Annotated in this window: 21 protein-coding genes; 8 read left to right on the plus strand and 13 right to left on the minus strand. The window is 68.5% G+C overall.

Annotation, left to right across the window (positions count from 1 at the left end; genetic code table 11):
• The first annotated feature begins 28 nt into the window (after nt 1-28).
• Nucleotides 29-2,032: a glycoside hydrolase family 3 protein gene (locus VV02_RS00310; protein ID WP_052589196.1), complete on the plus strand. Its 2,004-nt coding sequence runs from the start codon at nt 29-31 to the stop codon at nt 2,030-2,032.
• Nucleotides 2,033-2,159: 127 nt separating this feature from the next.
• On the opposite strand, the gene VV02_RS00315 is transcribed toward VV02_RS00310, so the two are convergent.
• The gene (locus VV02_RS00315) at nt 2,160-3,134 is read right to left on the minus strand and encodes a pirin family protein (RefSeq protein WP_052589197.1); all 975 of its coding nucleotides are present in this window, start codon (nt 3,132-3,134) and stop codon (nt 2,160-2,162) included.
• Between the two features lie 181 nt (nt 3,135-3,315).
• Between VV02_RS00315 and VV02_RS00320 the strand changes: the two genes are divergently transcribed.
• On the plus strand, nt 3,316-4,362 hold the full coding sequence (locus VV02_RS00320; protein ID WP_052589198.1) for an alpha/beta hydrolase: 1,047 nt from the start codon (nt 3,316-3,318) through the stop codon (nt 4,360-4,362).
• A gap of 78 nt (nt 4,363-4,440) precedes the next feature.
• A complete protein-coding gene (locus tag VV02_RS00325) occupies nt 4,441-6,414 on the plus strand; it encodes a glycoside hydrolase family 84 protein (RefSeq protein ID WP_052589199.1) in 1,974 nt (657 codons plus the stop codon).
• Between the two features lie 68 nt (nt 6,415-6,482).
• Here VV02_RS00325 and VV02_RS00330 read toward each other — a convergent pair whose 3' ends face one another.
• The 3 genes from VV02_RS00330 to VV02_RS00340 all read right to left on the minus strand — a co-directional run bounded on the left by VV02_RS00330 (nt 6,483) and on the right by VV02_RS00340 (nt 11,452).
• Nucleotides 6,483-8,204: a M4 family metallopeptidase gene (locus tag VV02_RS00330; RefSeq protein ID WP_169787610.1), complete on the minus strand. Its 1,722-nt coding sequence runs from the start codon at nt 8,202-8,204 to the stop codon at nt 6,483-6,485.
• Between the two features lie 264 nt (nt 8,205-8,468).
• On the minus strand, nt 8,469-10,574 hold the full coding sequence (locus VV02_RS00335; RefSeq protein ID WP_052589201.1) for a serine/threonine-protein kinase: 2,106 nt from the start codon (nt 10,572-10,574) through the stop codon (nt 8,469-8,471).
• Nucleotides 10,575-10,645: 71 nt separating this feature from the next.
• Nucleotides 10,646-11,452: a hypothetical protein gene (locus VV02_RS00340; RefSeq protein WP_052589202.1), complete on the minus strand. Its 807-nt coding sequence runs from the start codon at nt 11,450-11,452 to the stop codon at nt 10,646-10,648.
• Nucleotides 11,453-11,639: 187 nt separating this feature from the next.
• Here VV02_RS00340 and VV02_RS00345 point away from each other — a divergent pair, with 187 nt between their 5' ends.
• Entirely contained in the window at nt 11,640-12,092 is a 453-nt protein-coding gene (locus tag VV02_RS00345) for a hypothetical protein (RefSeq protein ID WP_052589203.1), read from the plus strand.
• A gap of 384 nt (nt 12,093-12,476) precedes the next feature.
• Here VV02_RS00345 and VV02_RS00350 read toward each other — a convergent pair whose 3' ends face one another.
• The 3 genes from VV02_RS00350 to VV02_RS00360 all read right to left on the minus strand — a co-directional run bounded on the left by VV02_RS00350 (nt 12,477) and on the right by VV02_RS00360 (nt 14,457).
• Nucleotides 12,477-12,899 carry a hypothetical protein gene (locus tag VV02_RS00350; protein WP_052589204.1) on the minus strand — a complete coding sequence of 141 codons (423 nt, stop codon included), beginning with the start codon at nt 12,897-12,899 and terminating at the stop codon, nt 12,477-12,479.
• Nucleotides 12,900-12,971: 72 nt separating this feature from the next.
• Entirely contained in the window at nt 12,972-13,757 is a 786-nt protein-coding gene (locus tag VV02_RS00355; RefSeq protein ID WP_052589205.1) for a hypothetical protein, read from the minus strand.
• 121 nt (nt 13,758-13,878) lie between these two features.
• Nucleotides 13,879-14,457, minus strand: a complete 579-nt coding sequence (locus VV02_RS00360; RefSeq protein ID WP_052589206.1) for a CGNR zinc finger domain-containing protein — start codon at nt 14,455-14,457, stop codon at nt 13,879-13,881.
• A gap of 55 nt (nt 14,458-14,512) precedes the next feature.
• On the opposite strand from VV02_RS00360, the gene VV02_RS00365 reads away from it, so the two are divergent.
• A complete protein-coding gene (locus tag VV02_RS00365) occupies nt 14,513-15,688 on the plus strand; it encodes an MFS transporter (RefSeq protein ID WP_083449795.1) in 1,176 nt (391 codons plus the stop codon).
• Between the two features lie 69 nt (nt 15,689-15,757).
• Nucleotides 15,758-16,276, plus strand: a complete 519-nt coding sequence (locus tag VV02_RS00370) for an SRPBCC family protein (RefSeq protein WP_052596357.1) — start codon at nt 15,758-15,760, stop codon at nt 16,274-16,276.
• A gap of 76 nt (nt 16,277-16,352) precedes the next feature.
• Here VV02_RS00370 and VV02_RS00375 read toward each other — a convergent pair whose 3' ends face one another.
• Nucleotides 16,353-18,347, minus strand: a complete 1,995-nt coding sequence (locus tag VV02_RS00375) for an elongation factor G (RefSeq protein WP_052589207.1) — start codon at nt 18,345-18,347, stop codon at nt 16,353-16,355.
• Nucleotides 18,348-18,479: 132 nt separating this feature from the next.
• A complete protein-coding gene (locus VV02_RS00380) occupies nt 18,480-19,886 on the minus strand; it encodes an MFS transporter (RefSeq protein WP_052589208.1) in 1,407 nt (468 codons plus the stop codon).
• Between the two features lie 46 nt (nt 19,887-19,932).
• Here VV02_RS00380 and soxR point away from each other — a divergent pair, with 46 nt between their 5' ends.
• Complete coding sequence (gene soxR / locus VV02_RS00385; RefSeq protein ID WP_052589209.1) at nt 19,933-20,373, plus strand: redox-sensitive transcriptional activator SoxR; 441 nt, start codon at nt 19,933-19,935, stop codon at nt 20,371-20,373.
• A gap of 6 nt (nt 20,374-20,379) precedes the next feature.
• Here soxR and VV02_RS00390 read toward each other — a convergent pair whose 3' ends face one another.
• The 3 genes from VV02_RS00390 to VV02_RS00400 form a co-directional block, all read right to left on the minus strand.
• Nucleotides 20,380-21,009, minus strand: a complete 630-nt coding sequence (locus tag VV02_RS00390; protein ID WP_245632960.1) for an ATP-dependent endonuclease — start codon at nt 21,007-21,009, stop codon at nt 20,380-20,382.
• A gap of 70 nt (nt 21,010-21,079) precedes the next feature.
• Nucleotides 21,080-21,940 carry an esterase/lipase family protein gene (locus VV02_RS00395; protein WP_052589210.1) on the minus strand — a complete coding sequence of 287 codons (861 nt, stop codon included), beginning with the start codon at nt 21,938-21,940 and terminating at the stop codon, nt 21,080-21,082.
• A 59-nt stretch (nt 21,941-21,999) separates the two neighbouring features.
• The gene (locus VV02_RS00400) at nt 22,000-22,644 is read right to left on the minus strand and encodes a TetR/AcrR family transcriptional regulator (protein ID WP_169787611.1); all 645 of its coding nucleotides are present in this window, start codon (nt 22,642-22,644) and stop codon (nt 22,000-22,002) included.
• A gap of 106 nt (nt 22,645-22,750) precedes the next feature.
• Here VV02_RS00400 and VV02_RS00405 point away from each other — a divergent pair, with 106 nt between their 5' ends.
• The gene (locus VV02_RS00405) at nt 22,751-23,248 is read left to right on the plus strand and encodes a glutathione peroxidase (RefSeq protein WP_052589212.1); all 498 of its coding nucleotides are present in this window, start codon (nt 22,751-22,753) and stop codon (nt 23,246-23,248) included.
• An 84-nt stretch (nt 23,249-23,332) separates the two neighbouring features.
• Here VV02_RS00405 and VV02_RS00410 read toward each other — a convergent pair whose 3' ends face one another.
• Nucleotides 23,333-24,337, minus strand: coding sequence for an IS481 family transposase (locus tag VV02_RS00410; RefSeq protein ID WP_052589213.1), 1,005 nt, complete (start codon nt 24,335-24,337; stop codon nt 23,333-23,335).
• Nucleotides 24,338-24,594 lie beyond the last annotated feature (257 nt).

A 24,594-nucleotide genomic window follows, 5' to 3' on the forward strand; every position in this document is an offset into this window, starting at 1 on the left:
ACCATCGTCCGGCAGAGAGGCCGCACCGATGTTCCAGAACCCGTCACCTCCCCCACGCGGACTCATCCGGCGCCCCGCCGGCAAGCTCGCCATCTCCGTGGCCCTCGCCGCCCTCGCCATCACCCCGGTGGTGCCGTCGGCCATGGCCAAGGCGCCCGACCGCACACCCACGGCAGCAGCGAAGCTCCCGTACCAGAACGCCTCCCTCCCGGTTTCGAAGCGCGTGGCCGACCTCCTTGGCCGGATGACGCTCGACGAGAAGATCGGCCAGATGACGCAGGCGGAGCGCGGTGCCGTCGACGCCGACCCGAGCAAGATCGGCACGCTGGGCAGTCTTCTGTCGGGCGGTGGCTCGGTGCCGACCCCCAACACCCCCACCGCGTGGGCCGACATGGTCGACCGCTACCAGAAGGCCGCGATGACGTCGCGGCTCAAGATCCCGCTGCTGTACGGCGTGGACTCGGTGCACGGGCACAGCAACGTGTTGGGGGCCACCGTCTTCCCGCACAACATTGCGATCGGCGCCACCCGCGACCCGTCCCTCGCCCGCCGGACCGCCGAGGTCACCGCGCAGGAGACGCGCGCCACCGGACCGCAGTGGGCCTTCGCGCCGTGCGTCTGCGTCGCCCGCGACGACCGCTGGGGCCGGACGTACGAGTCGTACGGCGAGAGCCCTGACCTGGTGACCAAGATGGAGACGTCGATCGACGGACTCCAAGGCGCACCAGGCGAATTGGACGATCCGAACCACGTGCTGGCCACGGTGAAGCACTTCGCCGGTGACGGTCTGACGACGTACGGGACGGGGTCGAACGACAAGACGACCGGCACGTACCCGATCGACCAGGGCATCGCCCAGGTCGACCAGAAGACCTTCGACAAGCTAGCGCTCCAGCCGTACGTCGCCGCCGTCAAGAAGCACCACGCCGGCTCGGTGATGCCGTCCTACTCGGACGTCGACTGGACCGAGGACGGTCTGGGCAACCGGATCAACGCCCACGCCAACAAGGCGCTGATCACGGGCTGGCTCAAGGGCAAGATGAAGTACGACGGTCTGCTGATCTCGGACTACAACGGCATCGACCACATCAAGCCCGAGTCCTACACGTTCGACCAGCAGGTCGTGGCCGGCGTCAACGCGGGCATCGACATGTTCATGCAGCCGTGGAACTACGACCAGTTCGAGGCTTCGCTGAAGACGGCGGTGACGACCGGCAAGGTCAAGCCGGGTCGCATCGATGACGCGGTCACCCGCATCCTCACCAAGAAGTTCGAGCTCGGCCTCTTCGAGCACCCGTACACCAACCGCACCCACCTGGGCGAGGTTGGCTCCAAGCAGCACCGTGCCCTCGCCCGCGAGGTGGTCGGCAAGACGCAGGTCCTGCTCAAGAACAAGCCGGGCGCGCTGCCGCTCAAGGCGAACCAGAAGACGTACGTCGCCGGCAGCAACGCCGACAGCATGACCAACCAGGCGGGCGGTTGGACGCTCAGCTGGCAGGGCGGCGACGGGCCGATCCCCGGCACCACGATCCTGGACGGCATCAAGTCCAACACGAAGTCGGTGACCTACTCGGCGGACGCCTCGGCGCCCATCCCCAAGGGATCCGTCGGTGTCGTCGTGGTCGGTGAGACGCCGTACGCCGAAGGCTTCGGTGACGTCGGTGGTCCGCAGTGGACCGGCGCGGACGGCAAGCTCCGCCCGTCGCAGACGATGCAGCTGAACGCCAAGGACAAGGCCGCCATCGACAAGGTGTGCGCCGCGACGTCGACCTGTGTGGTGCTGGTCGTGTCCGGTCGGCCGGTCATCATCCCGCAGACCCAGCTGAAGAAGATCGACTCCGTGGTCGCCGCGTGGCAGCCCGGCACCGAGGGTGCTGGCGTCGCCGATCCGTTGTTCGGCCACACGGGCTACTCGGGACGGCTGCCGGTGTCCTGGCCGAAGACGCTCAACCAGGAGCCGATCAACGTCGGCGACCGCTTCTACGACCCGGCCTTCGCCTACGGCTGGGGCCTGACCACCCGGGCGCACTGACCAACCCGCCCCTGAGCCCCCGCTGGTCGAATAGGGCGAGCCCCAAGGGCGAGCCCGTATCGAGACCAGGTGTAGATCTGCACCTGGTCTCGATACGGCTCCGCCTACTCGACCGGCGGTGGCTCCGTCAGAGGACGTCGTGGCCGGGGTGGGGCTCGCTCGGGATCGTCCCCAGTTTGCCCGCCTGGAAGTCCTCGAACGCCTGCATCAGCTCAGCGCGGGTGTTCATCACGAACGGTCCGTACGCCGCCACGGGCTCGCGGATCGGCGCACCTCCCAGCACGATCACGTCGAGACTGGGGCTGCGGCTCTCCTGGCTCTCCCCGGCCGCCAGCTCGATCACGTCGCCCGGACCGTACGCCGCCAGCTGGCCCATCGTGATCGGACGCCGTTGCGCCCCAACGGTTCCCGAGCCTGACAGCACATAGACCAAGGCGTTGAAGTCGGGCCGCCACGGCAGTCGCAGCTGCGCACCAGGCGCGATGGTCGCGTGCACGACAGAGATCGGGGTGTGCGTGACACCGGGTCCGTCATGTCCGTCGACCGAACCCGCGATGACGCGCAGCAGCGCCCCACCATCTGGGCTGCTCAGCAGCGCGACCTCGCCGCCACGGATGTCCTGGTAGCGGGGAGCGGACATCTTGAGGTGGCTCGGCAGGTTGACCCACAGCTGCATGCCGTGGAACAGGCCGCCCTTCATGACGACTTCCTCCGGCGGCGCCTCGATGTGCAGCAGACCTGAGCCGGCCGTCATCCACTGGGTGTCACCGTCACTGATCACACCGCCGCCACCGTGGGAGTCCTGGTGCTCCATGATCCCGTCGATCATGTAGGTCACCGTCTCGAAGCCGCGGTGCGGGTGCCACGGCGTGCCCTTGGGCTCCCCAGCGGCGTACTCGACCTCGCCCATCTGGTCCATGTGGATGAACGGGTCCAGGGTTGCGACGTCGACGCCGGCGAAGGCGCGGCGGACGGGGAAGCCCTCACCCTCGTACCCCTGCGGAGCGGTCGTCACCGAGAGAACCGGGCGGGAGGCAGCGGTCACGTCCGGCTCGGCCACCCGCGGCAAGGTCAGGATGTTGTCGACGGTCACGGCAGGCATGGCATCTCCCAGCGGTCTTCGGTCAAGCAGTCACACACCACAACAATAATTGAATTTTGAACATTCCGTGCCTTGTCGCGCTGGCCACTTCTTGGTCGCACGTCCAAGGCTCTGACAAGGTGGTGGCCGATCCCATCCTGCCGACAACCAGTCGGCCGGCCCCCTCTGAGGTCAGGAACCCATGAAGCTCCCGTACTGGGCTCGTGCGGCCCAAGCCGCCCTGGCAGGCATCGGCCGGCTCCCCCTCGGCGTACAGCAGCGACTCGGTGGGCGCCCGGTCCGCATCGACGGCCAGCAGCTGCACGCCGAGCTGCAGTTCCCGTTGCGCCTGGTCAACGCCACGTCGAAGCGGGCACACGATGACACCGCCGTCCAGGAGGGCCGGGAGCTGCTGGCCTTCTCAGCGGCCCTCTTCGGCGGCAAGCCGGCCCCGGTCGACCTCGAGTCCGTGACGATCCCGTCACCTCGAGGGTCGATCAACGCACGGCTCTACCGTCCCGCAGGTCGGCGACCCGCGCGGTTGCTGGTCTACTTCCACGGCGGTGGCTGGGTGCTCGGCGGTCTCGACGACGATGCCGAGCCCCTCTGCGCCTTCCTTGCCGAGCAGGCCGACGTGACCGTGCTGTCGGTCGACTACCGGCTCGCGCCCGAGCACCGGTTCCCAGCGGCTGCGGAGGACGCCGTGTCCGCCTACCGGTGGGCCGTCGCCCAGACCGCGAGCCTTGGCATCGATCCGAGTGCCATCGCCGTCGGCGGCATCAGCGCGGGCGGCAACCTTGCCGCGGTCGTCAGCCAGGCCGTCGCCGGCGAGGACCTCCAGCAGCCCGTCCTGCAGGTGCTCGTCGTCCCCGTCACCGACGTGTCGACCAAGCACCGCTCGTACGAGCTGTTCGGCGAGGGTTTCGCGCTGACCGAGGCGGACATGGACTGGTTCAAGGACACCTACCTCAACGATCCCGAGGAAGCGCTCGACCCACGAGTCTCACCGCTGCTGACGGACGACTTGTCCGGCCTGCCACCGGCGTACGTCGCGGTCGCTGGGTTCGACCCGCTCCGCGACGAGGGCATCGCGTACGCCGAACGCCTGCGCGAGGCAGGCGTGCCGACCGAGCTGCGCGTGCACACCGGGCTCATCCACTCCTTCGCCGGAATCCTCGGCGTCGGCCGTGCCGGACGAGCCGCTGCCCAAGAGATCGCCGACGCCATTCGTCAGGGTTTCGACAAGTAGTTAACCGATTTAGTCGCTGATCCCTCTCCACCTGGGATGCTCGATCCACCGTTCCGGACGAGCCACAGGTGGTAGCCCATGCGACGTCGACCGACAAGCCACGCCTCCCGAATCCTTCTGCCCGCAGCCGTCGCGCTGGCAACCGCTTCAGCGCTGGCTGTGCCGAGTGCCGGCGCCGATGAGCCCGCGGCGCCCACGGCGCCCACGGCGACGACAGCTCCGACGGTCAGCCCCACACCCCAGTCGATCTCGTCACTCGGCTCCGGGATGCCCGTCACCAGCCGGGTGCGAGTCGTCGTCGCCGCGGACACCGACAAGGCGGCGCTCAGCTCGCTCCTCGCCGCGCTCAAGGCGCACGGCGTCACCCGCATCGACCAGGTCGCGCCCGGTGCGGCAGGGCCTCCCGGCCTCCTCACCATTCACCTCGGCGCCTCGAACCGGCCGGACGTCGTCACGGCCGTAGCCGGCACCGCGGTCCCCGACCACACCGAGGGTTACGCCCTCCGCGCGGCGAAACGCGGCCCGAGCAAGGTCATCGGCATTGCCGGCGTCGACGGCACCGGCCAGTTCTACGGCGTCCAGACGCTGCGCCAGCTGCTGGCCGGCAGCACGGTCGCCCAGACGTCGGTGTCCGACTTCCCGTCGATGCCGTTGCGCGGCACGATCGAAGGTTTCTACGGCGAGCCGTGGACGTCGGCGGAGCGCCTCGACCAGATGGACTTCTACGGCCAGGTCAAGGCCAACACCTACATCTACGCGCCCAAGGACGACCCGTACCACCGCGACCAGTGGCGCACGCCGTACCCCGCGGACAAGCTGACCGAGCTCGGCGGCCTGGTCAGCCGCGCCAACGCCAACCACGTGCAGTTCACCTTCGCGGTCTCACCCGGCGGATCGATCTGCTACTCCGACCAGGCGGACCGCACCAAGCTCAAGGCGAAGCTGCAGAGCATGTACGACCTGGGCGTCCGCAGCTTCTCGATCCCGCTCGACGACATCAGCTACACGAAGTGGAACTGCGCTGCCGACCAGACGACGTACGGCGCACCCGGCCGGCAGTCCGCCGCCAAGGCGCAGGTCAGCCTGCTCAACGACGTCCAGGGCTGGATCACGACGCACGATGGAGCGCGGCCCCTGCAGATGGTGCCGACCGAGTACGGCGACCTCACCGACACGGCCTACAAGCAGGAGGTGCGCGGCACCCTCGACCCCGCCGTCGTCGTGATGTGGACCGGGACCGACGTGGTCCCGCCGACCGTGACCAACGAGCAGGCGGATCAGGCCAGCAAGCTGTTCGGACGCAAGGTCTTCCTCTGGGACAACTACCCGGTCAACGACTTCGGCAACACCAAGGGGAGGCTGCTGCTCGCGCCGTACGACAAGCGCGAGGCAGGCCTGTCAGGTCACCTCACCGGCATCGTGGCCAACCCGATGAACCAGCCGTACGCCAGCAAGGTGGCCGTCTTCGGGACGGCCGACTTCACCTGGAACGACAAGGCGTACGACGCGACCACGAGCTGGCCGCGCGCGCTGTCCTACCTTGCGGGCGGCGACCCGGCTGCCACTGCGGCGCTGCTGGTCTTCGCGGATCTGGAGCACCTGGCGCCGACGTTCGGTGCGACACCGTGGCAGCCGCAGGCTCCTGAGCTCGGCCGCCGCGTGAACGCCTTCTGGACGTCGGCGGATGCGGGCCAGGTGGCGGAGGCCGTCGCAGCGCTCCGTCCGTACGCGTCTCGAATCGCTAGCGCCCCCAGCACTATTCGTGCTGGTCACGTTCAGAAAGGCTTCGTGACGGACGCCAGTCCCTGGCTGACTGCGACCGACCTCTGGGGTCAGGCGCTCGTGCAACAGCTCGATGCCATCACTGCCCACCTCGCCGGTGACGACGCGACGGCGAAGCAGCTCACTCAGTCGTCAAAGGCGTTGCAGGCCAAGGCTGCTGGCGTCAAGGTCGACCCGGTGCGCAACACGTGGGGCAGCGGGCCGGTCAAGGTCGGCGACGGCGTACTCGACACGTTCCTCGCCAAGGCCGCCGATCTCGCGACGGGCTGAGAGCCCACTCCGGACGACAAAGCGGGCGGGACGCGTGTGCGTCCCGCCCGCTTCATATGAGTCGATCGTCAGGCGACGTTCACGGCCTTCCAGCCTGCCGTGATCGCCTTGCTCTCGGTGCTGTTCTTGCCGTACTCAGCGTTGGCGGACTTGATCATGCCGGCCTTCAGCTGGGCGTACGTCATGTTCTCGGTGCCGTAGTCGCGGATCGTGTTGTACCAGATCTTCGAGACCTTGATACCGCCAATCCCCTTGAACGTGGTGCCGTTACAGCTCTTCGTCGTGCCGTACGCGGACTTCCCGGTGCCGTTGGACATCAGGTAGAACGCGTGGTTGCCGACACCCGAGGTGTAGTGCGGGTCGTCGTCGGCTGTGGCCTTGCTCCAGCACGAGTGCGACATGCCGTCCTTGGACGGGTCGTCCATGTAGCGCAGCGGCTTGCCGTCGCCGTTGTAGTTGAGCTTCTCGCCGATCAGGAAGTCGAACTTGTCCTTGGGGTTCTTGGCGGTGTACTCGACCATCGTGCCGAAGACGTCGCTGGTGGACTCGTTGATGCCGCCCACGTCACCCTCGTAGCCGAGCTTCGCGAGCGCCTCGGAGACTCCGTGGGTCATCTCGTGACCGGACACGTCCAGGGCTGCCATCGAGCCGTACTTGCCGCCGTCGCCGTAGACCATGTTCGTGCCGTTCCAGGCGGCGTTCTTCCAGCCCTTGAAGCCGAACCGGATGTGCGAGCCGACGCCCTTGCCGTTGGCGAAGATGCCCTTACGCCCGAACGTCTTGGCGTAGTAGTCCCAGGTGACCGCGCCACCGTAGTGCGCGTCCGCCGCCGTGGTGTTGGGGTCCGTCGCCTTCCCGTTGCCGAAGACCGCCTTCTTGGCGACGATCAGCTTGCAGGTGTCGCCCGTCCCGAAGTCGGTGTTGCCGGTGTAGTTGGAGTTGCACGTGCTGCCCTTGCCGCGGGCCGCGTCGACCAGGCTGAAACCGGTGCTGGTCTTGGTCACCGTGAGGGTGACGTCGCCGTAGAACGTCGTGTGACCGACGGCCTTGACGCCGGCGGCTGCACGCGGCGCGACGGCCGCGGACTTCGCGGGAGCGTCTGCGGTCCAGCTGATGACGGGCAGCTGGGCACGCGATCGACCCGCTGCGGTCAGCTTCGGCGCCTTCGCACCGCTCCGCGCCATGGCCGCCTTGGAGGTCGAGGCGGGCAGCAGCGTGGCGACGGTCTCGGCCGAGCGAATGACCTTGCCGGTGCTCGCGTCGACCAGCACGGCGCGGCGGCTGGGTGTCAGACCATCAAGCTGGACACCCGCAACCAGGGTCATCCAGGCCAGACGCGGCGTGCTCGAGGTGGCATCCACGACGAGCTTGGCCTGGGTGGCGCCGGTCTGGTTGAAGTTGCGCGCCCCGGTGATCGATGCCGAGCGCGCAGTCCCTGCCGGGACGTGAGCGGCGGTCCCGACGCGGATCGGAGCCGTCTGCGAGGTCGACTGATCCACGACCTTGCCGTCCTTGGCGTGCACCACGAGCTCGCCGCCCACGACGGGCAGCCCGTCGTGGGTGCGGGCGTAACGCGCGTGGGTCGTGCCGTCCTTGCTCGTGGTCCGGCGGATGAGCTGGTAGGCGTCTCCGGCCGATGCACTGAGCCCGGCGGGCGTGCTCTTCAGGTAGGTAGCGACCGCTGAGTCGTTGGTCGCAGGGAGCGGTGCGGCGCTCGCAGCGTTCGCCGGCATGGCCAGCGCGACTGATGCGGTTCCTGCCAGGGCGACGGCGAATGTCGTCATCCTCATGTGGTGGTCCTCTCCAGGAGTGACGCCACAGCACCGCCCGGAGCCGACCGTCGGACCGGGCGTTGGGACCATGTCCCCCGAGAGCTGTGGCCGTCCTACCCTCCGGTAGGGGCCGGCGATGCGCCAGTACGTCTCGCCCAGTAGGCGCGGACATCACGAACTGTCATCGTTAACACCCCTAGGGGTTGACGGGGCCAGCCGCCATGCCTCAGGGTGCCCGCCGTTGTGAACACGCCTGTGATCGTCACCGGACTCGTCGCTCAGTCAGCCGGCGTCCTGCTGGATGTTGAGGTGGCCATCGCGCCACACGTCGACCACGGTCATGACCTCGGCCGGATCGTCGGCACACGACTCCGACTCGGACTTGATGCCCATCCGGACGGTGACCTTGCCGGGACTCACCCGCACGCTCTTGGGCCAGTTGCCACACCGGGAGCCCTCGGCGACGGCCTGCTCGATCTGGACCGCCGTGCGTCGCTGCGGGTCCCACAACCAGACGTACGTCGAGATGTGGAAGGCCGAGCCCTCCAGGACACTGACCGTCCTGACCGCGTCGAGGTAGCCGTCCTTGTTGACGTCCCCGAACTGGTCGAGTTCCGTGGACTTGAACAGCTCCCAGACCGGCGGAGTGATCGAGCCCGGTTGGCTCACGACATGCTTGCCGCTCTTCAACGGAATCCGCTTCTGCCCATTGGCGATTCCCGCAGTCCAGGTGGCGTTGGCGAAGTCGAAGGTCTTGATCGCATCCTTCGGGCCACTAGTGGTCGAGGCGGTCGATCCGACCGGTGCCGCTTTGACCGCACCCGTATCGATCTGGGTCACGCTGAACTCTTTGACAGGCGCCGCGGCCGGCTTCACGCGTACGACCTTGCCGGAGTAGCTCGGCCACGGTGCACCCGTGATCGCGGTCGGCATCTCATCACCAGCGAACTCGGCCAACGGGTTGCCGCAGTTGCACTTCACCCGTGGCACGCCGCGGTCATCCACGAGCACCGCCGTACCGGCCTGGAGAACTGCCGCGTACGTGTCAGCCTTGCCGTTGCGGTAGTCCGTGTTGGTCGCCAACGTGTCATCGCGCAAGATCACGGGCGTCAGTCGTGCGACGGTCTGCGGGATCTTGGCCACGGTCGTGTCGAGCAGCCCGGCCCAGATCGCGGCGCGGGTCCGATCCTTGGTGATGAGCTTGACCAGCTGCGCCGTGTCACAGGCGGGCTGCTGACCCACGCCGTATCCACCTGCAGCGTCACCGGCCCTCGAGGTGGGCGCGCCCAGCGCGGAGGCCGCCGGCGTTGCGCCGCCCGGCGTACTGGTTGAGGGGGTTCCGTCGCGGCGTAGGTAGGGCTGGGCGAGGGTGTCGGAGGGTTTCTGGTTCACGGTGGTGTCGGTGAACGGGTTGCCCGTGGTGCGATCGGCCGGTAGCAGCACCACCGACTCAGGTGCGTCATCGGACAGGACTCTCACACCGATGGTCGTGCCGACCCCGATGACCGCGAGCACGGCAAGGACAGCGGCGGTCCACTGCAGCGCTCCCCAACGCCGCCGTGGCGTGGTTCCGTCCGTGGGTGCGGCCGCGCGTAGCTGCCGGGCCAGCTCACCGGTCTGCGCGGGCCGCTTCGCCGGGTCCTTGTCGAACCCCCCACGTAGGACCGCGTTCACCTGCGGGGTGACCGGGCTCGGCAACGGCGCCGGGTAGGCGTGCAGCTGAGCCGCGACGATCGCATCCCGACCCTGGTGCGGCACCGCGGGTGTGCCGGCAAGCATCTCGTACGCCACACACGCCAACGCGTACGTGTCTGCTGCTGCGGTGGCCGGCTGATCACTGAAACGCTCCGGTGCCATGTACCGCCAGGACCCGATCACCGCCGCCGACTCGGTCAGCCGCGTGTCATCGGCCCTGCTCGCGATGCCGAAGTCGGCCAGGTAGCAGAAGTCGTCATCGGTGACCAGGATGTTCTCCGGCTTCACATCCCGATGCGTCAGGCCCGCCCGGTGCGCAGCATCCAGCGCGCCGGCGATCTGCTCCACGATGTGCACAGTCCGCTTCAGGGAGAACCGGCCGGCCTTGGCCAGCACCTTGGACAGGTCGGTGCCGGTGACCAGCGGCATCTCGATGAACAGCACACCCTCGATCTGCCCGAACGTGTGGATCGGCACGATGTGCGGGTGCGCAACGGACGCGGCCGTACGCGCTTCACGTTCGAATCGTGTTCGGTACGAAGGGTCTTCACCCAACCGCGTCGGCAACAGCTTGATCGCTACGGTGCGGTCCTTCTCGGTGTCCCAGGCCCGGTAGACCTCACCCATCCCACCGCGGCCCAGCAAGGCCTGCAGCTCATAGATCCCGAACCGAGACCCCACCCGATCCGACATCCCGCGCCTCCCCGATGGCCCTGACCACGCGGGACGCTACCGCACGCAAGACTCGCTGTGCGGCTCGCCGACTAGTGCAGGACGATGCGAGGACCCCGGTGAATGGTGGGCATGGACGCCGTCGGCAGTACGCGGGGCCGGACCGTCGTCGCGGTGGGGGACGCCTTGGGCCGCACCGTCTTGCGCGGCGACGGAGCGACCTGTCGTGGCGGCGCGACGGACGGTGCGGGCGGCTTCGGTTGGACCGGAACCGTGGCGCGCGGCGTCGCTTGAGGCGGCTGCGGCTCCGGGTCGGTCGAAGGCACCGCCGCGATCCGTTGCGCGGCCGGAGCGCCCGTGGCGGCGACCACGTCGGGAACCGTACTGACGGCCGACGCCGTGGAACTGGGCGTGGCATCTGCCGTGTCGGAGCTCGTCCACTCAGGTTCTGACGATGTCGATGTCGACGACGGCACGGCGAGGTACGCGCTCGCGTCCGGGCCGCTCGCGGTCGCGCCGATCACGGCAACCGTCACGCCCCCGATCACGACGGTCGCGACAGCGACGACCGCCACGAGGCGACGCAGCGGGAGACTCGGGTGTGGGCGTACGGCATGGCTGAGATCCCAGAGCGTGCCGTCAGCCCGGACGACGACATGCCTCGTGCCGGACGCGCTCTCAACGGTGGCGCGGATGGCACCGACCGGCAGCCGCTGCGCCTGACGCGCGAGCGCCGCGATGGCTGCCCCCTCGGCGGACTCACCCGGACGTGGCGGGATCTCGACGCCCACCACTCGCGGCGGTCCGCTCGGAGGGAGCTCGACGTGCGCGTTCGGTCGATCAGGGATCGCCTGCGGATCGAACGATCCCCAGAGGTATCCGTCATCGCGACTCGTCATCGGCCCAACCCCCTGCTTCGCTCCACGCTCACCCGCCAGCGAGAGGCGTGGTTCACAGCGCCCGAATAGAGCGAGCGTGCCACGATCGGCGCGGGCACGGCGTTCAGGGCTGTGGACAACCGTTCACAGCGGCCCCGCCATCGACACCGCCATCCGGTGCGCCTAGCGGTGGCCGCGCGGTGACCGGATGATCGTCGGCATCGGACGCGACGGCCGCGGGGGCGGATTCACTGTCGTGACCTTGTTGGACGGTTTGGGCTGGATCGACTTGCGGGGGCGCGGCGTGGTGGCCGGCGGCGCTCCGGTCGGCCGCAGCCGAGCGGACCAGGTCGGCTGTGGAATCGGAGTCCCCCGCTTGGCTGACGGTGCGGCCGGCACGGGCCCGCGCACTGACCCGATCGTCGACGGTTGGAAGGTCGGGGCCAACGCGCCCGGTCCCGAAGAACCCGTGCGACTGGTCGATGACGGCGGCGCCACTTCCTTGCGCTGGTCGGACCCGCCACGCGTCGCCGCCAGCACGCCGACAACCCCGCCGCTCGTCACGACGGCAGCGATGGCGCACGCGGCGATCGTGCGCCGCCCCGGCAGCGTGAAGCTCCGCCCTACGGCGTCCAGATCCCAGCGCGTGCCGTCGGCCTGAACGACCAGTCGCTTCGTCCCGGACGGACTCACGACCCTCGCGCGAATTGCCTGCGCGGGCTGCCTACGCGCCCGTCGCGCCACCGCCGTGATCGCGACGTCCTCCGCGGTGCTGTCTGCGCTGCAAGGAATCTCGACGCCGGCTACCCGTGGTCGTCCGCTCTTCGACAGCTCGACACGCACCACTGGTTCGTCGGGTGTTGTGTGGGGGTTGAACTGCGCACGGTGAGTACCGTCGCGACGCATCATTGCCCGCCCTCTGCTCGTGGCCTGTCCTCGACCCGCGAGGGCCGCTCACCTGGTCGCATCCGCCTCCCGCGGACGCACCAGGTCGAGGGTGCCAGCCAGATCGTCAAGAAACGTTGATCGTTGGGCATAACTCCGGTCAGGGAAGAGCGCTCTCGCGCACGGCGAAACCCTTGGCGTTGACCACGGTCCGGCCGGCGAGCGGCTCGACCAGCGTCGTCGTCACCTGCCCTGCGCTGCCCGCGTCCGGGCAATCCATCCGCTCAGTCTTCACGGTGAGGGTCGTCGTCAGGACGACCTGGGTCGGCGACTCCTTCGCCTCGAGACGAGCGACGCGCACGGACTCGCCGCATTGGCCCATGGGCAAGAAGACCCCGATCGCTCGAGACCGCTCGTCGTAGGTGTAGTTGGTGACGAGCGGATGGGTGGTCTCCCACCGCGGTCGAGTCTCCAGCCAGTAGCCGACGACCGCTCCGATGATCAGCGCCGCGAGGACCGCGCGGCCGATCCAGCGATCCCGACGGCTCAGCGGTGAGAGCTCAAGCCCAGCGTGTACGCCCATCGCACGCCTCCCTCAGCACCATGATGCGTCCGCGGAGTGCGGCCCGTCATCAAGCTGTGGGTCACGATCTGGCTAGTGCCGGACGATCCTCGGCCCGCGGGGGATGGTCGGCATCGACGGCGTCGGCGACGGAGGGGGATGGATCGTCGAGGTGGGGCTGGAGGTCTTGGGCGGAACCGTCTTGCGTGGTCGCGGCGTAGCGGGCGGCGGCGCCGGCGGTCGAGGTGCCGAGCTCGTCGGCTGCGGCGCGCCCGGCGAGGTGGGCACCACCGGACCGGACGAGGGCACCGCGCCCACCCCGGCAGGTGGAGGCGCACCGGTCGCGGCGACGACGTCCGGGACCGGGCCGGTCGCAGCCGGGGCCGAGGTCGACGTGATCTGACTCGTCTCGGTCGGTCGGCTCACAGGTGCGGGAGTCGCCGTCGTCGAGACAGGAGACAGCTCGCCCTGCCGGTCCGGGCCATCGCCGGATGCGCTGACGACCGCCACCGCCACACCGCCGACCATGACCGCCGCCACAGCACACGCCGCGAGAACGCGACGGAGCGGGACAGCCGGCGTCGGGCGTACGGCATGGTCGAGGTCCCAGCGCGTGCCGTCGGCCTGGATGACCAGGCGCCGCGTGCCGGACGGGCCCTCGAAGGTCGCCCGAACGGCTTCGCCCGGCAGCCGCTGAGCCTGCCGAGCCAGAGCGGCGACCGCAGCATCCTCCGCCGACTCGCCCGCCTGCCGCGGGATCTCGATCCCGGCGACCCTGGGCAGTCCGTCCTCGGGGAGCTCGACGTGAGCCTCGGGCTGTGCGGGCGTGGCGTGCGGGTCGAAGGGTCCCCAGAGGTGCTCGCTCTCGCGACCCGTCATCGCCCCAACCCCTGATCTGATCCGCACCCCTCGCGCACACGTGAACCCGCGGCGCTCGCCTCAGAGGAAGAGTGCCACGTCCGGCGCGAGCGTGGAGTTCGTGCTGTGGACAAACCTCGCGTCAGGTACGCGCCCGCTCGCGGTGTGCTGCGGCCTTGACCCGACTCTGGCAGCGCGTGGAGCAGAACCGGCGGCCGCCGTTCTTGGATCCGTCGACGTAGACCCGGTCGCAGCCGGGCGCCTCGCACACGCCGAGCCGGCCACCCATCGCGCTGCCCAGGGCCATGGCCAGGCCCGCGGCCACGCCGGGCGACCAGCCCGGATAGAGGCCCGGGTCCCGCCCGTGGAAGTGCAGGTGCAGCTCTCCGTCGTGGTCGTCGAGCTGAGGACGGGGACCCGTCTCGTCGAGCAACCGGTTGACGAGCCGAGCGGCCACCGACAGTTCCTGCGCATCTGCAGCGACGAAGACCTCGCGCAGTCGTCCGGCGAGCACCCTGAACTGCTCGGCCTCGGCGGCCGTCACCCGCGGCTCGTAGCCATCGGCCCGCAACGCCTCGGCCGCGGCGTCGCGCAGCGCACGACCTTCGGGCACGTCGTAGGGGCGGCCACGGTCGCCGCCGGGCGTGAGGGTGTTGACCATCTTCTCGGCTGCATCGAGCAGACGCCACACATGACTGTCGAAATGCACTTGACCAGTCATCTCCTCACTGCGTAACGTGACTGTCGTAATCATTTTAACCAGTCACGGGGGTCTCATGTCCGTCACCACAGCCTCGCAGACCCTGACCTGGCGCACCGTGCCACGGGAGCTGCGCATCCTCATCCTGGCGCGCACCATCAACCGGCTCGGCGCCTTCTCGATGGCCTTCCTCGGCCTGCTGCTCACGGAGCATCTCGGCGCAGGACTGACGGCGGCCGGCCTGATCCTGGCAGCGTTCGGGCTGGCCACCATCCCGTCCCGGCTGCTCGGCGGCTGGCTCGCGGACCGCCTGGGTCGGTCGCGCACGATCGCGCTCGGACTCTTCGGCTGTGCGGCCAGCCAGCTGTGGATCGCGGCGTCCCCGTCGGTCGCGAGCGCGGCCGCGGCGGCCGTCGTGTTCGGACTCGCCTTCGAGATCTACGAGCCGGCCAGTCAGGCGCTCGTCGCGGACGTGAGTAGACCCGAGGACCGGCCGGCGGCGTACGCCCTGCTCTGGGCTTCGACCGCGGTCGCCGGTGTGCTCGCCGGGCTCATCGGCGCGGTCGCCAGCAGCATCGATCTGCGCCTGCTCTTCGTGATCGATGCCGTGAGCTGCGTGGGGTGCGCCGCGATCGTGCTCGGGCTGCTGCCGCGTACGGCCGTGGGTGCTCCGTCCAAGGATGAGGTGCCGGCGCGGCCGTGGAGGGACAGCCGCCTGCTCGTACTCCTAGGCGTAGCAACGGTTTTCGCGACCATCTACATGTTGATCGTGATGGCACTGCCGCTCACGTTGCGGGCGCGCGGGCTGCCGGGTTGGCACCTGGGTGTGCTGCTCACGGCGGGCGCGTTGACGAGCGTGGCGGCCACGCTCGTCCTGAAACGGATCACCGCCGGACGGGACGAATTCGCAATGATGCGAGGCGCGTACGTCGTCCTGGCACTTGGTCTCGTGGTGACGGCGTACGCCGACCGGCTGAGTCTGTTCGTCGTCGCGACGGTGCTGTGCGGGCTGGCCGAGGTCGCCCTCCTCGGGCACAGCATGTCGCTGGCGGCGGGCCTCGCACCCGAGCACGGAAGGGCGGCGTACCTCGCGGTCTTCGGCCTCTGCTGGGGCGTCGCGACGACGGTCGCTCCCCTGCTCGGCACCCAGCTGCTGGAGCACACCGGCCCGACGGTGACCTGGCTCGTGCCGGCGATCGGTGCGCTCGCCTGCGCCGCCGCCCAGCCGCGCCTGCGTCGTCACCTCACGTGATCGGGGCCGAAGCGTGCAAGGGGTGAGATGGCCCTTCACAAGCACCGCAGCGGTGCGAGAGTGGAGATCATGACAGAGCAGAGCACCCTTGCCCTTGCCACGGAGCGCCTCGAGGCGCAGCGCACGATCCCTGCCGATCCCAGCGATATCTTCGCCGTGCTGACCGACCCACAGGGTCACGTCGCCATCGACAGCTCGGGGATGCTGCAGAGCGCCGACGGCAACCGTGTCGAGCAGGCTGGTGACGAGTTCGTCGTCCACATGGATCGCGAAGCGCTCGGTGACCTGCCGATGGGCAAGTACGACGTCACCGTCACCATCACCACGTTCGAGCACGACCGCGAGATCGCCTGGAAGATCCTCGGCACCGTGCGACCACCGATCGGGCACGTCTTCGGCTACCTCCTGGAGGAGGTCCCCGAAGGCACCCTCGTGACCTCCTACTACGACTGGTCCGACGCGCACGAGGACTGGCGTCGCAGCGGCATCTTCCCGGTGATCCCGCAGACCGCACTGCGCGGCACGCTGGGCATCCTCGAGCGTGCCGTTGTCCGCGGCTACCCCCAGGAGTCCGCCCGCGAGCACTGACCCACGCCCCCGGCAAAAGTTGATCGGCCGCACACGCATACCTGTGCCTGCGACCAACTTTCGCCGGGGGGTTGGGTCAGCGGCCGAGGGCCTGGAGGTAGGCGCGACGATCTGCCGGGTCGGCGTGGATCCGTGAACGCTCCGGCGTCGCACCCTGCACCGGTTCGTACCGGTCGAACGCCGTCACCAGCACGCCCTCACCACGGGTGAGCCCAGGAACCCGCTGCTGCAGCTGGTGCACCGTGGCCGCTGGGATGTCACCGGCGAGCACGTACGCCGCTCCCCGGCTCTGCGTGTCGAGCGGCACCCCACGTACGTGCGAGAGCGCGGACAGCGTTGCGCCCAAAGCATCTTCGGGCACCTCCAGCTCGAAGTGGTGGATCGGCTCGTGCACACAGGTGCCGGCCCGACGCAGCGCATCGGTCAGCACCATCGGCGTCAGGTTGCGGAAGTCGCCGGCGGTGCTCGACATGCTCGCGTCGAAGGTGCCGTGAGAGTGGCTCTGCCTCGCCCAGTAGCCCGAATGCGTCATGGTGACAAGGCAATCCGCGACCGCCCAACCTCGCAGACCCTCGCGCAACGTGGCGTGCACCGCTTCCTCGACGGCCGTGAAGAACGCGGGCGGCATCGAGCCGAGCTCCACGCCGAGCGCGAACGTGATGCCCGATCCGACCGGCGCTGGGTCGACCCGAAGGCCGACCGTTGCCAGGAACGGGTTGGGCCCGACGTTGATGATCTCGAACGCCTCGCCCGAGCCCGACGGCCGCTCGATGCAGATCGTCGTCGTCTCCCGGAAGGTGACGTCGACGTCGTACTCCTGCGCGAGCATCGCCTGGATGACCTCCTTCTGCACCTCCCCGTAGAGCGACACCGAGATCTCGTGCCGTACGTCGTCCTGCCGCAGATCGATCAGCGGATCCTGCTCAGCCAGCTGGCTCAGACCGACGTGCATCGTGCCGCGGTCCGCGTCACGCACCGGGTCGACAACGGTCTCCAAGGAGGGCGGTGAGAAGAAGTGCCGATCCGCGGATCGCGTTGGCACATCACCGATCTCGTCGCCGATCCGTACGCCCGCCAGACCCCACACCTGCGCGATCCGTCCCGCACGCGCGCACTGGGCCGGCCTCGCGACGCCGCTGTCGAACTCGCGGATCGCGGTGACCTTCGCCTCCATCACCCGGCGCTCGGCCGGGCTCACGAGACGAAGCCGATCCCGAACGCGAACGGTCCCGGACTCCAGTCGCAGGTAGGCGATCTGCTCGCCACCACCGCCGCGCTCCACCTTGAACACGGTGCCTCGAGGCGGACCGGACACGTCGGGGTCAGCGACGGGGAGCAGCCGAGGAATGGAGCACATCAGCGCCTCCACACCAGCACCGGTCACGGCCGACCCGAACGCCACCGGATGCACCGTGCCAGCACGCGACTGCTCGGCCAGGCGTTCCTGGAGAAGCGACTCCGTCACGGACGCCGGGTCTTCCACGTACGCCGCCAGCAGCTCGCCGTCGTGAGCCGAGAGAAGATCGACCCAGGCGTCCATCGGACGCGAACCACACTCGTACGGAACGAAGCTCGCGTCTCGACCGCCCGCGTCACGCACCGAGCCGAGCGCGATGGCGCGCGGTGTGAGCCGCTCGGTGATCTCGCGCACGACCTCGTCCGGGCGAGCGCCGGTCCGGTCGATCTTGTTGACGAAGATCAGCGTCGGGATGCCCAGCCGCTGGAGCGCGCGCATCAGCACCCGCGTCTGCGCCTGGACGCCCTCGACGGCTGAGATCACCAGGATCGCTCCGTCGAGCACGCTCAAGGCACGCTCGACCTCGGCGATGAAGTCCGAGTGTCCAGGCGTATCAACGAGATTGATGACTGTTTCGCCGATCGTGAACGACACGACCGCCGAGCGGATGGTGATGCCGCGCTGCTGCTCCAGCGCGAGAGAGTCGGTCTGGGTGCTGCCGTCGTCGACGCTGCCGACCTCGTCGATGACCCCAGCCTCGAAGAGAAGCCGTTCGGTCAGACTGGTCTTACCGGCATCGACGTGCGCCAGGATGCCCAAGTTCAGGGATGTCAAAGTGGTTCATGTCCTCTGCGTAGGTGTGATTGACCTGCTGGCAGGGCATGAAACGAGAACGCATGACATCTCCTGATCGGGGTGGGCTGACCAGCCCAGGACAGCAGCCGACGGGCACGTGCGGCAACCGAATTACGCAGCCGAACGCGGCCGCTGCAGAGCGCGCAGCACGGTGATGACACCCAGCGCGCCGACCACTGCGAGTCCGAGCTGGAGGTTGCGAGCGGCGTTAGGGACGTCCGGCATCCCGACGTTGACCAGGACGCCGCCGAGTGCGGACATCGTCGACATCGCGATCATCTGAGTGGTGTTGATGCCAGCAGCCGCCTTGCCCGCCTCGACCGGGTCGTCGCTGACGCTCATGGCCCGCACGGCAAGGTGGGGGAACGACGCACCGATACCCGAGCCCGCGACGATCAGCAGCAGCGCCCAGATGAGCATCGCCCACCCGCCGGACGCCACCTGCGGCACGAACGCTGCTCCGAGCAGCCCGAGGGCCACGACAGCCGGGCCTCCGACGACGAGCATGGTCTTGGTCCGCTCGCTGTGCACCTCGGCCGCGAAGACGTTGGTCGTCGACCAGCCCACCGATATCGCCGCACCCAGGAAGCCGGCGACGAAGGGCTCGAGCCCGCCGATCTCCTGCCCGAAGAGCGGCGTGAACGCTTCGGTGACTGCGGCGGCCGAGACCGCGCCGAGTGTGAGGTAGATCCACCGCAGCGGCACACCACGCTCGTACGTCGCCCTCGGCATCACCGTGCTCGTCGCCTTGCGCTCCCAACCGATGAACGCGAGCACCAGGACGACCGCCAGCACGATCGTGGCTGCGACAGCGACCCCGTGCACGATGCTCGCGATGCTGAGCGCTGCCACTGCCGCCGTCAACAGAGCCAAGGACCCGACGGGCACCGGCTCCGCATCGCCACCTCGAGGCTGACCTGCCAGGGCCCGGCCCGCGACCACGCCCAACCCCGCCGCCGCGAGAGCCGTCACCACGAACGCAGCCCGCCACGCGTCGTACTGCGCGAACGCACCACCGACCGCCGGTCCCGCGAGGGTCCCGACCGCGTACATCCCGGAGAGCAGGGCGAGGGCGCGGGTCCACAGCCGCTCCGGGAGGACCGAGCGCAGCACCGCGAAGGCGAGGCCCGCGAGGAGTCCACCGCCGAACCCCTGAACGCCGCGACCGAGCAGCAGCACCGCCATGCTCGGCGCCGCGGCACCGATCAGGGTTCCGACGACGAAGGCGCCGAACCCGACGACGTACGCGCCGGCCGTGCCGAGCCGCGCGAGCAGCTGGCTGACCAGCATCGCGGCGACGACCGACATCACCAGGAAGGTGGTGGTCGTCCAGGCGTAGAAGGTCTGGCCACCGATGTCACCGACGATCGAGGGCAGCAGGCTGCTGGTGAGATACATGTTCACGGCCTGCAGCAGCACGCCGCCGGCCATCACGACGACAGGCCCGCCGTACGACGCGAGGTCCCGCCAGCTGGCGCCCGTGTCGGACGTCTTCTCGATCTGCTCGGTTGTTGTCATGCCGACACGCTAAAATCCCAAGTGAACTTGAGGTCAAGGGGTAGACATGTCTCTCGGTCCGGACGACTCGCTGACGATCGGTGAGATCTCGCGCCGTACCGGCGTCCCACACTCGGCGCTGCACTACTACGAGTCGCTCGGGCTGATCTCCTCGCACCGGACGGCGGGCAACCAACGACGCTACGCGCGACACATGGTGCGGCGAATCTCGTTGCTAGTAGTGGCAAAACGGCTGTCGATCCCGCTGGCCGACGTGCAAGTCGCGTTCCAGCCGCTGCCGCACGAAGAGCGCCCGTCGACGGCCGACTGGCGCCGGGTGTCGACTCGTTGGAAGCAGATCCTGCAGGAGCGTCGCCGCCAGATCGAACGACTGGAGCACGAGCTGAACGGCTGCATCGGATGCGGCTGCCTGTCGATGAAGTCGTGCTTCTTGCTCAACCCGCAGGACGCGCTCGGCGAGCAGGGGCCTGGACCGCAGCGCGTCTGACCTCAGTCATGCGACAGCGAGGACCGCCTCCAGAGGACGCGGCACGCGGTGCATGTCGAGCGCCTCGACCAGCAGCCGCCCATAACGGATCTTGCGCATCGAGCGAGTGCCCATGAATCGGTGCAGCTGCTGAGTCGCGGTGCGTTCGCGTTGGGCCGGCTGCTGCTGGAACAGCCGGTACGACGCGAGCTCGCCTTCGGCGTCCATCACCGCCTCGACGGCCGGTGGTCCGAGCGCCCGGATCAGCTCGTCCTCCATGTCGTCGATGCACGCGAAGAAGCCGAGCGTCTCTCGCTGCTCGCGACTGGTGGCCGCTCCGACGCCGGTCCGCTCGAGTCCGAAACGGAAGAACCGCTCCTCGGCGACGTCGCACAGTCCGGCCAGGCGGACGTCGTACGGCACGAGCACCTCAATGAAGTGCGCGATGTTGGTCGCGCCACCGATCGGGACGACCGAGATGCCTTCTGCCGCAAGGTCTTTGCCTTGTCGCTCAGCGAGAGCCTCGAGCGCTGCCCGATCGCTCGGGCCTTCCACCAGCACGATCGAGCGGGCGGACTTCGCGGCGCGCTCGGCGGCCGACAGGGCCGTTTCGAGGGGCTCTGCGGCGGTCGTACGGGCCATCGGATCGACGTCCACCTGATCGAGTGTCGCAGGTGAATCCGTACGGAGCGCCATCATTTGGGACCGCGACTGCCGCTCAGACCTGTCAGGCGCCGAGCGCCCAGAAGGGCACACAGGTCGGCTTGCCGGCGTGCTCCGGGTCGAGGTGGTACTTCACCAGACTCGCCACGTTGGGGTCGATCGCGAGGCCGAGGTGACCGCTGAAGTCGAGCCCGCAGGAGTTCTGCAGGACGACATTGGTCACGTTGGGAGCCTTCAGGATTCCGCTGGTGTACGGCGTCACGATGGTGTCGTACTTGGTGACGATGTTGGTGTACTGCGGACCGGGGACTGCCACCCCACCGTCGTTGAGCTTCTTCAGGAAGTCGGAACCCGTGAGGAACTGGGAGCACGCCGGGCAGCCGACGCCGTTCAGGATCGGCTGGAGACCGAGCGCCTTGGCGAGGGTGCCCAGGCCCGACAACGAGGTCCCGGCATAGTTGGCGCCGAACCCGACGTAACGGTTGACCTTCTTGTCGCCGCCGAGGAACTTCATGTAATAGGCGGGCACCGTGGTGCCCTCCGAGTGCCCGACCACGTTGACCTTGGTCGCACCAGTGCTCGCCAGGACCTTGTCGACGAAGGTCGAGAACGTCGCCGCGCTCTTGTCCATCGCACCGAGGCCGCCGACCAGGTCACCGAAGATCGTGCCGCCGTAGGTCGTGGAGTAGACGCAGTAGCCGGCCGCGGCGAGCGTCGGCGCGAGCGTGAGGAAGTTGTCGGTGCCGTTGCCGCCCAGGCCATGAGCGAGGACGACCGGGTTCGGATGCGCGGCCGATGGCTTGCACGACCAGTTGTTCCAGCCCGTGGTGGGCGGCGTCGCTGCGCCTGCAGTCGGTGTCATCACACCGAACGCCGCGGCAGCCGCGACGGAAGCGATCAAGGACCGGCGGGCGAACGTCTGCATGGCTTCTCCTCAGAGGTGACGTGCATCACAGTGCACGGAGTGAAGCACGCTATGACCCTTTAGGACAAGAAATCTTTTCCGTAACTGAGACGCCGCCCCGCCACCACTGCGCCGTAGAAGGCCCGCAACGACCCGTGCAGCTCGTCGACATCCAGCGCCGGCGGCCCGTCCACGTCGGTGACCCAGTCGGCCACGATGTCGAACAGTCCGCCGGACGTACCGGTCGCCAACCCCGGCGGCACGGGGACGTCTGGCGAGTACTGCCGCCAGATCCCCGCGACGAACTCCGCGGCCCACCGGCGGTTGGTCCGTCGCTCTCGCTCGACGTCGACGGTCGTCGCTGTCCCGTGCCCGAACAGGACGATCGCGTGCCTCGGGTCGTCGCCGAAGGCATGCGCCATGGCGTTCAGTACGACTGCGGCTGCTGCCGATTCGTCATCCGCTGGCGCGCCCTCCAACGCCTGGCCGACCACGGTCTGCAGGTGCACGGTGCTGCGCCGCATGAGCCCGAGATAGCAGTCTTCGCGCGAGGTGAACACGTCGTAGAAGCTCTTCGTGCTGACGTGCGCCTCCTGGCACAGCTGCTCGATGGAGGTCCCGAGATAGCCCTGCCGGGCGAACAGGTCGAGCGCGGCATCCAGTAGCGCCTCCCGCCGCGCGGCCCGCCGTTGCTCGCCGTCCAGTCCACCGATTCGTCTCGCCACGCGCCCTAACCTAGATCCGCACGACCGTGCGACCCTGTGACCCATCCGCACCCGGCCGGCGCTCCGAACCCTGGCCGAACGGCGTACCCCCTTCGGAAGGACACCGATGACCGCCCTGCACGACTTCACCGCCACCACCCTGTCCGGCACCGAGCAGTCCCTGAAGGAGTACGACGGCCAGGTCACCCTGGTCGTGAACACCGCCTCCAAGTGCGCGTTCACGCCGCAGTACGAAGGTCTGGAGAAGCTGTTCGAGGACTACGGCGACCAGGGTTTCGTGGTGCTGGGGTTCCCGTGCGACCAGTTCGCCCATCAGGAGCCGGGTGGCGCCGACGAGATCGGTGCCTTCTGCCAGAAGAACTACGGCGTGAGCTTTCCGATGTTCGACAAGGTCGACGTCAACGGCCAGAACACCCACCCGCTGTACGCCTGGCTCAAGGACCAGAAGGGCGGCGCCGTGGGCAGCCGGATCAAGTGGAACTTCACCAAGTTCCTGGTCGGCAAGGACGGTCAGGTGATCAAGCGGTACGGCTCGACCACCAAGCCCGAGAAGATCGCCGACGACATCAAGGCCGCCCTCGCCGTCACCGCACCGGCCGAGTAGCCACCCGCACGCTGGTCGAGTAGGTGAGGAACAAGCCGTATCGAGACCCGGCGACCGCGCGCACCAGGTCTCGATACGCCTCCGCTAGCTGTTGCTGCGCATGAGGTTGGTGACACGGGCTGGGAGGCGTGAGGCTGGTGGCTGGTCTCCGGCGGCGGTGTGGGGCCGATGGTAGTTGTAGTGGACCTGCCACACCCGAAGCCGATCGCGGCGGTGCTGCTCGGACTCGAACACGGCGGCGTACAGGAGCTCGCGGGCCAGGGTCTGTTGGTAGCGCTCGACCTTGCCGTTGTGCTTAGGCGTGAAGGGTTTGGTCCGTTGGTGCTTGGCGGCGAAGGAGTGCACGGCGCGGGTGAAGTCATGCGCGCGGTAGCAGGCGCCGTTGTCGGTCACGATGCGGGTGAAGCGGGTGATGCCGTGCGCGGTGAAGAACACCCGGGCGCGGAACATGAACCCGATGGCGGTGGCAGCCTTCTCATCGTCGTGGGCCTCGGTGTAGGCCAGCCGGGAGAAGCCGTCCACGGCCGAGTGCAGGTAGGTGTACCCGATCCGTTGGCCCTTCTTACGGGCCCGGTCAGAGGCCTTGGCCTGGGGTGAGTGCTTGCCGTGAGCTCGCCAGCCGCCGCCGTCGGGGATGCGTCCGACCTTCTTCACATCCAGGTGGGTCATGTGACCGGGGTAGCGAGCGATGATCTTTCCCGGTGCTCGTAGTGGTTCGCCATCGACGTCGAGGTGGCGTAGACGATTCAGGCCGTGTCGGACCAGGATCCGGCTGATCGTGCAGACCGCGACGTCGGTGCCTTCCTGGGCCAGCTCGAGATGGATCCGGCGCGCGGACCACTTGCGTTTGCGTAGCTCGATGATCTGCTCGATGACCGCCTTGGGTGTAGCGGTCGGTGAGTGCTCGGGGCGGCTGGTCCGGTCGTGCAGGCCAGCGTCGCCGTGGCGCCGCCAGCGGGCGTACCACTTGGACAGGCACTGACGAGAGACCGCGGCCTCGGCCGCGACGTGCGCGATCGGCCGGTGCTGACAGCGGCGGACAAGACGACGGCGGCCCTCGAACGACAGGGCGGCACTACCGTGAGGCATAGGGCAGGTTCCTTCGGCTGACTCGACGTGATGAACGGCTAGACACCTTCATCCTGTCGCCGCAGGGACCTGCCCGTCCTTAACCCGCCGGCCGTGTCACCAACCTCATGACCCGCAACAGCTAGCGCTCCGGCTACTCGACCAGCGGCGGACGGGAATGGGTCTCGTGGAGAAGTACAACCTTGTTGTACAGATCCGCAACAACGTTGCCCATCTCTACGACCCCCATATCCGGTCGGCCGCGACACGCCGAGCGG

Origin of the sequence: Luteipulveratus mongoliensis (assembly GCF_001190945.1) — a bacterium.
Classification (GTDB): Bacteria; Actinomycetota; Actinomycetes; order Actinomycetales; family Dermatophilaceae; genus Luteipulveratus; species Luteipulveratus mongoliensis.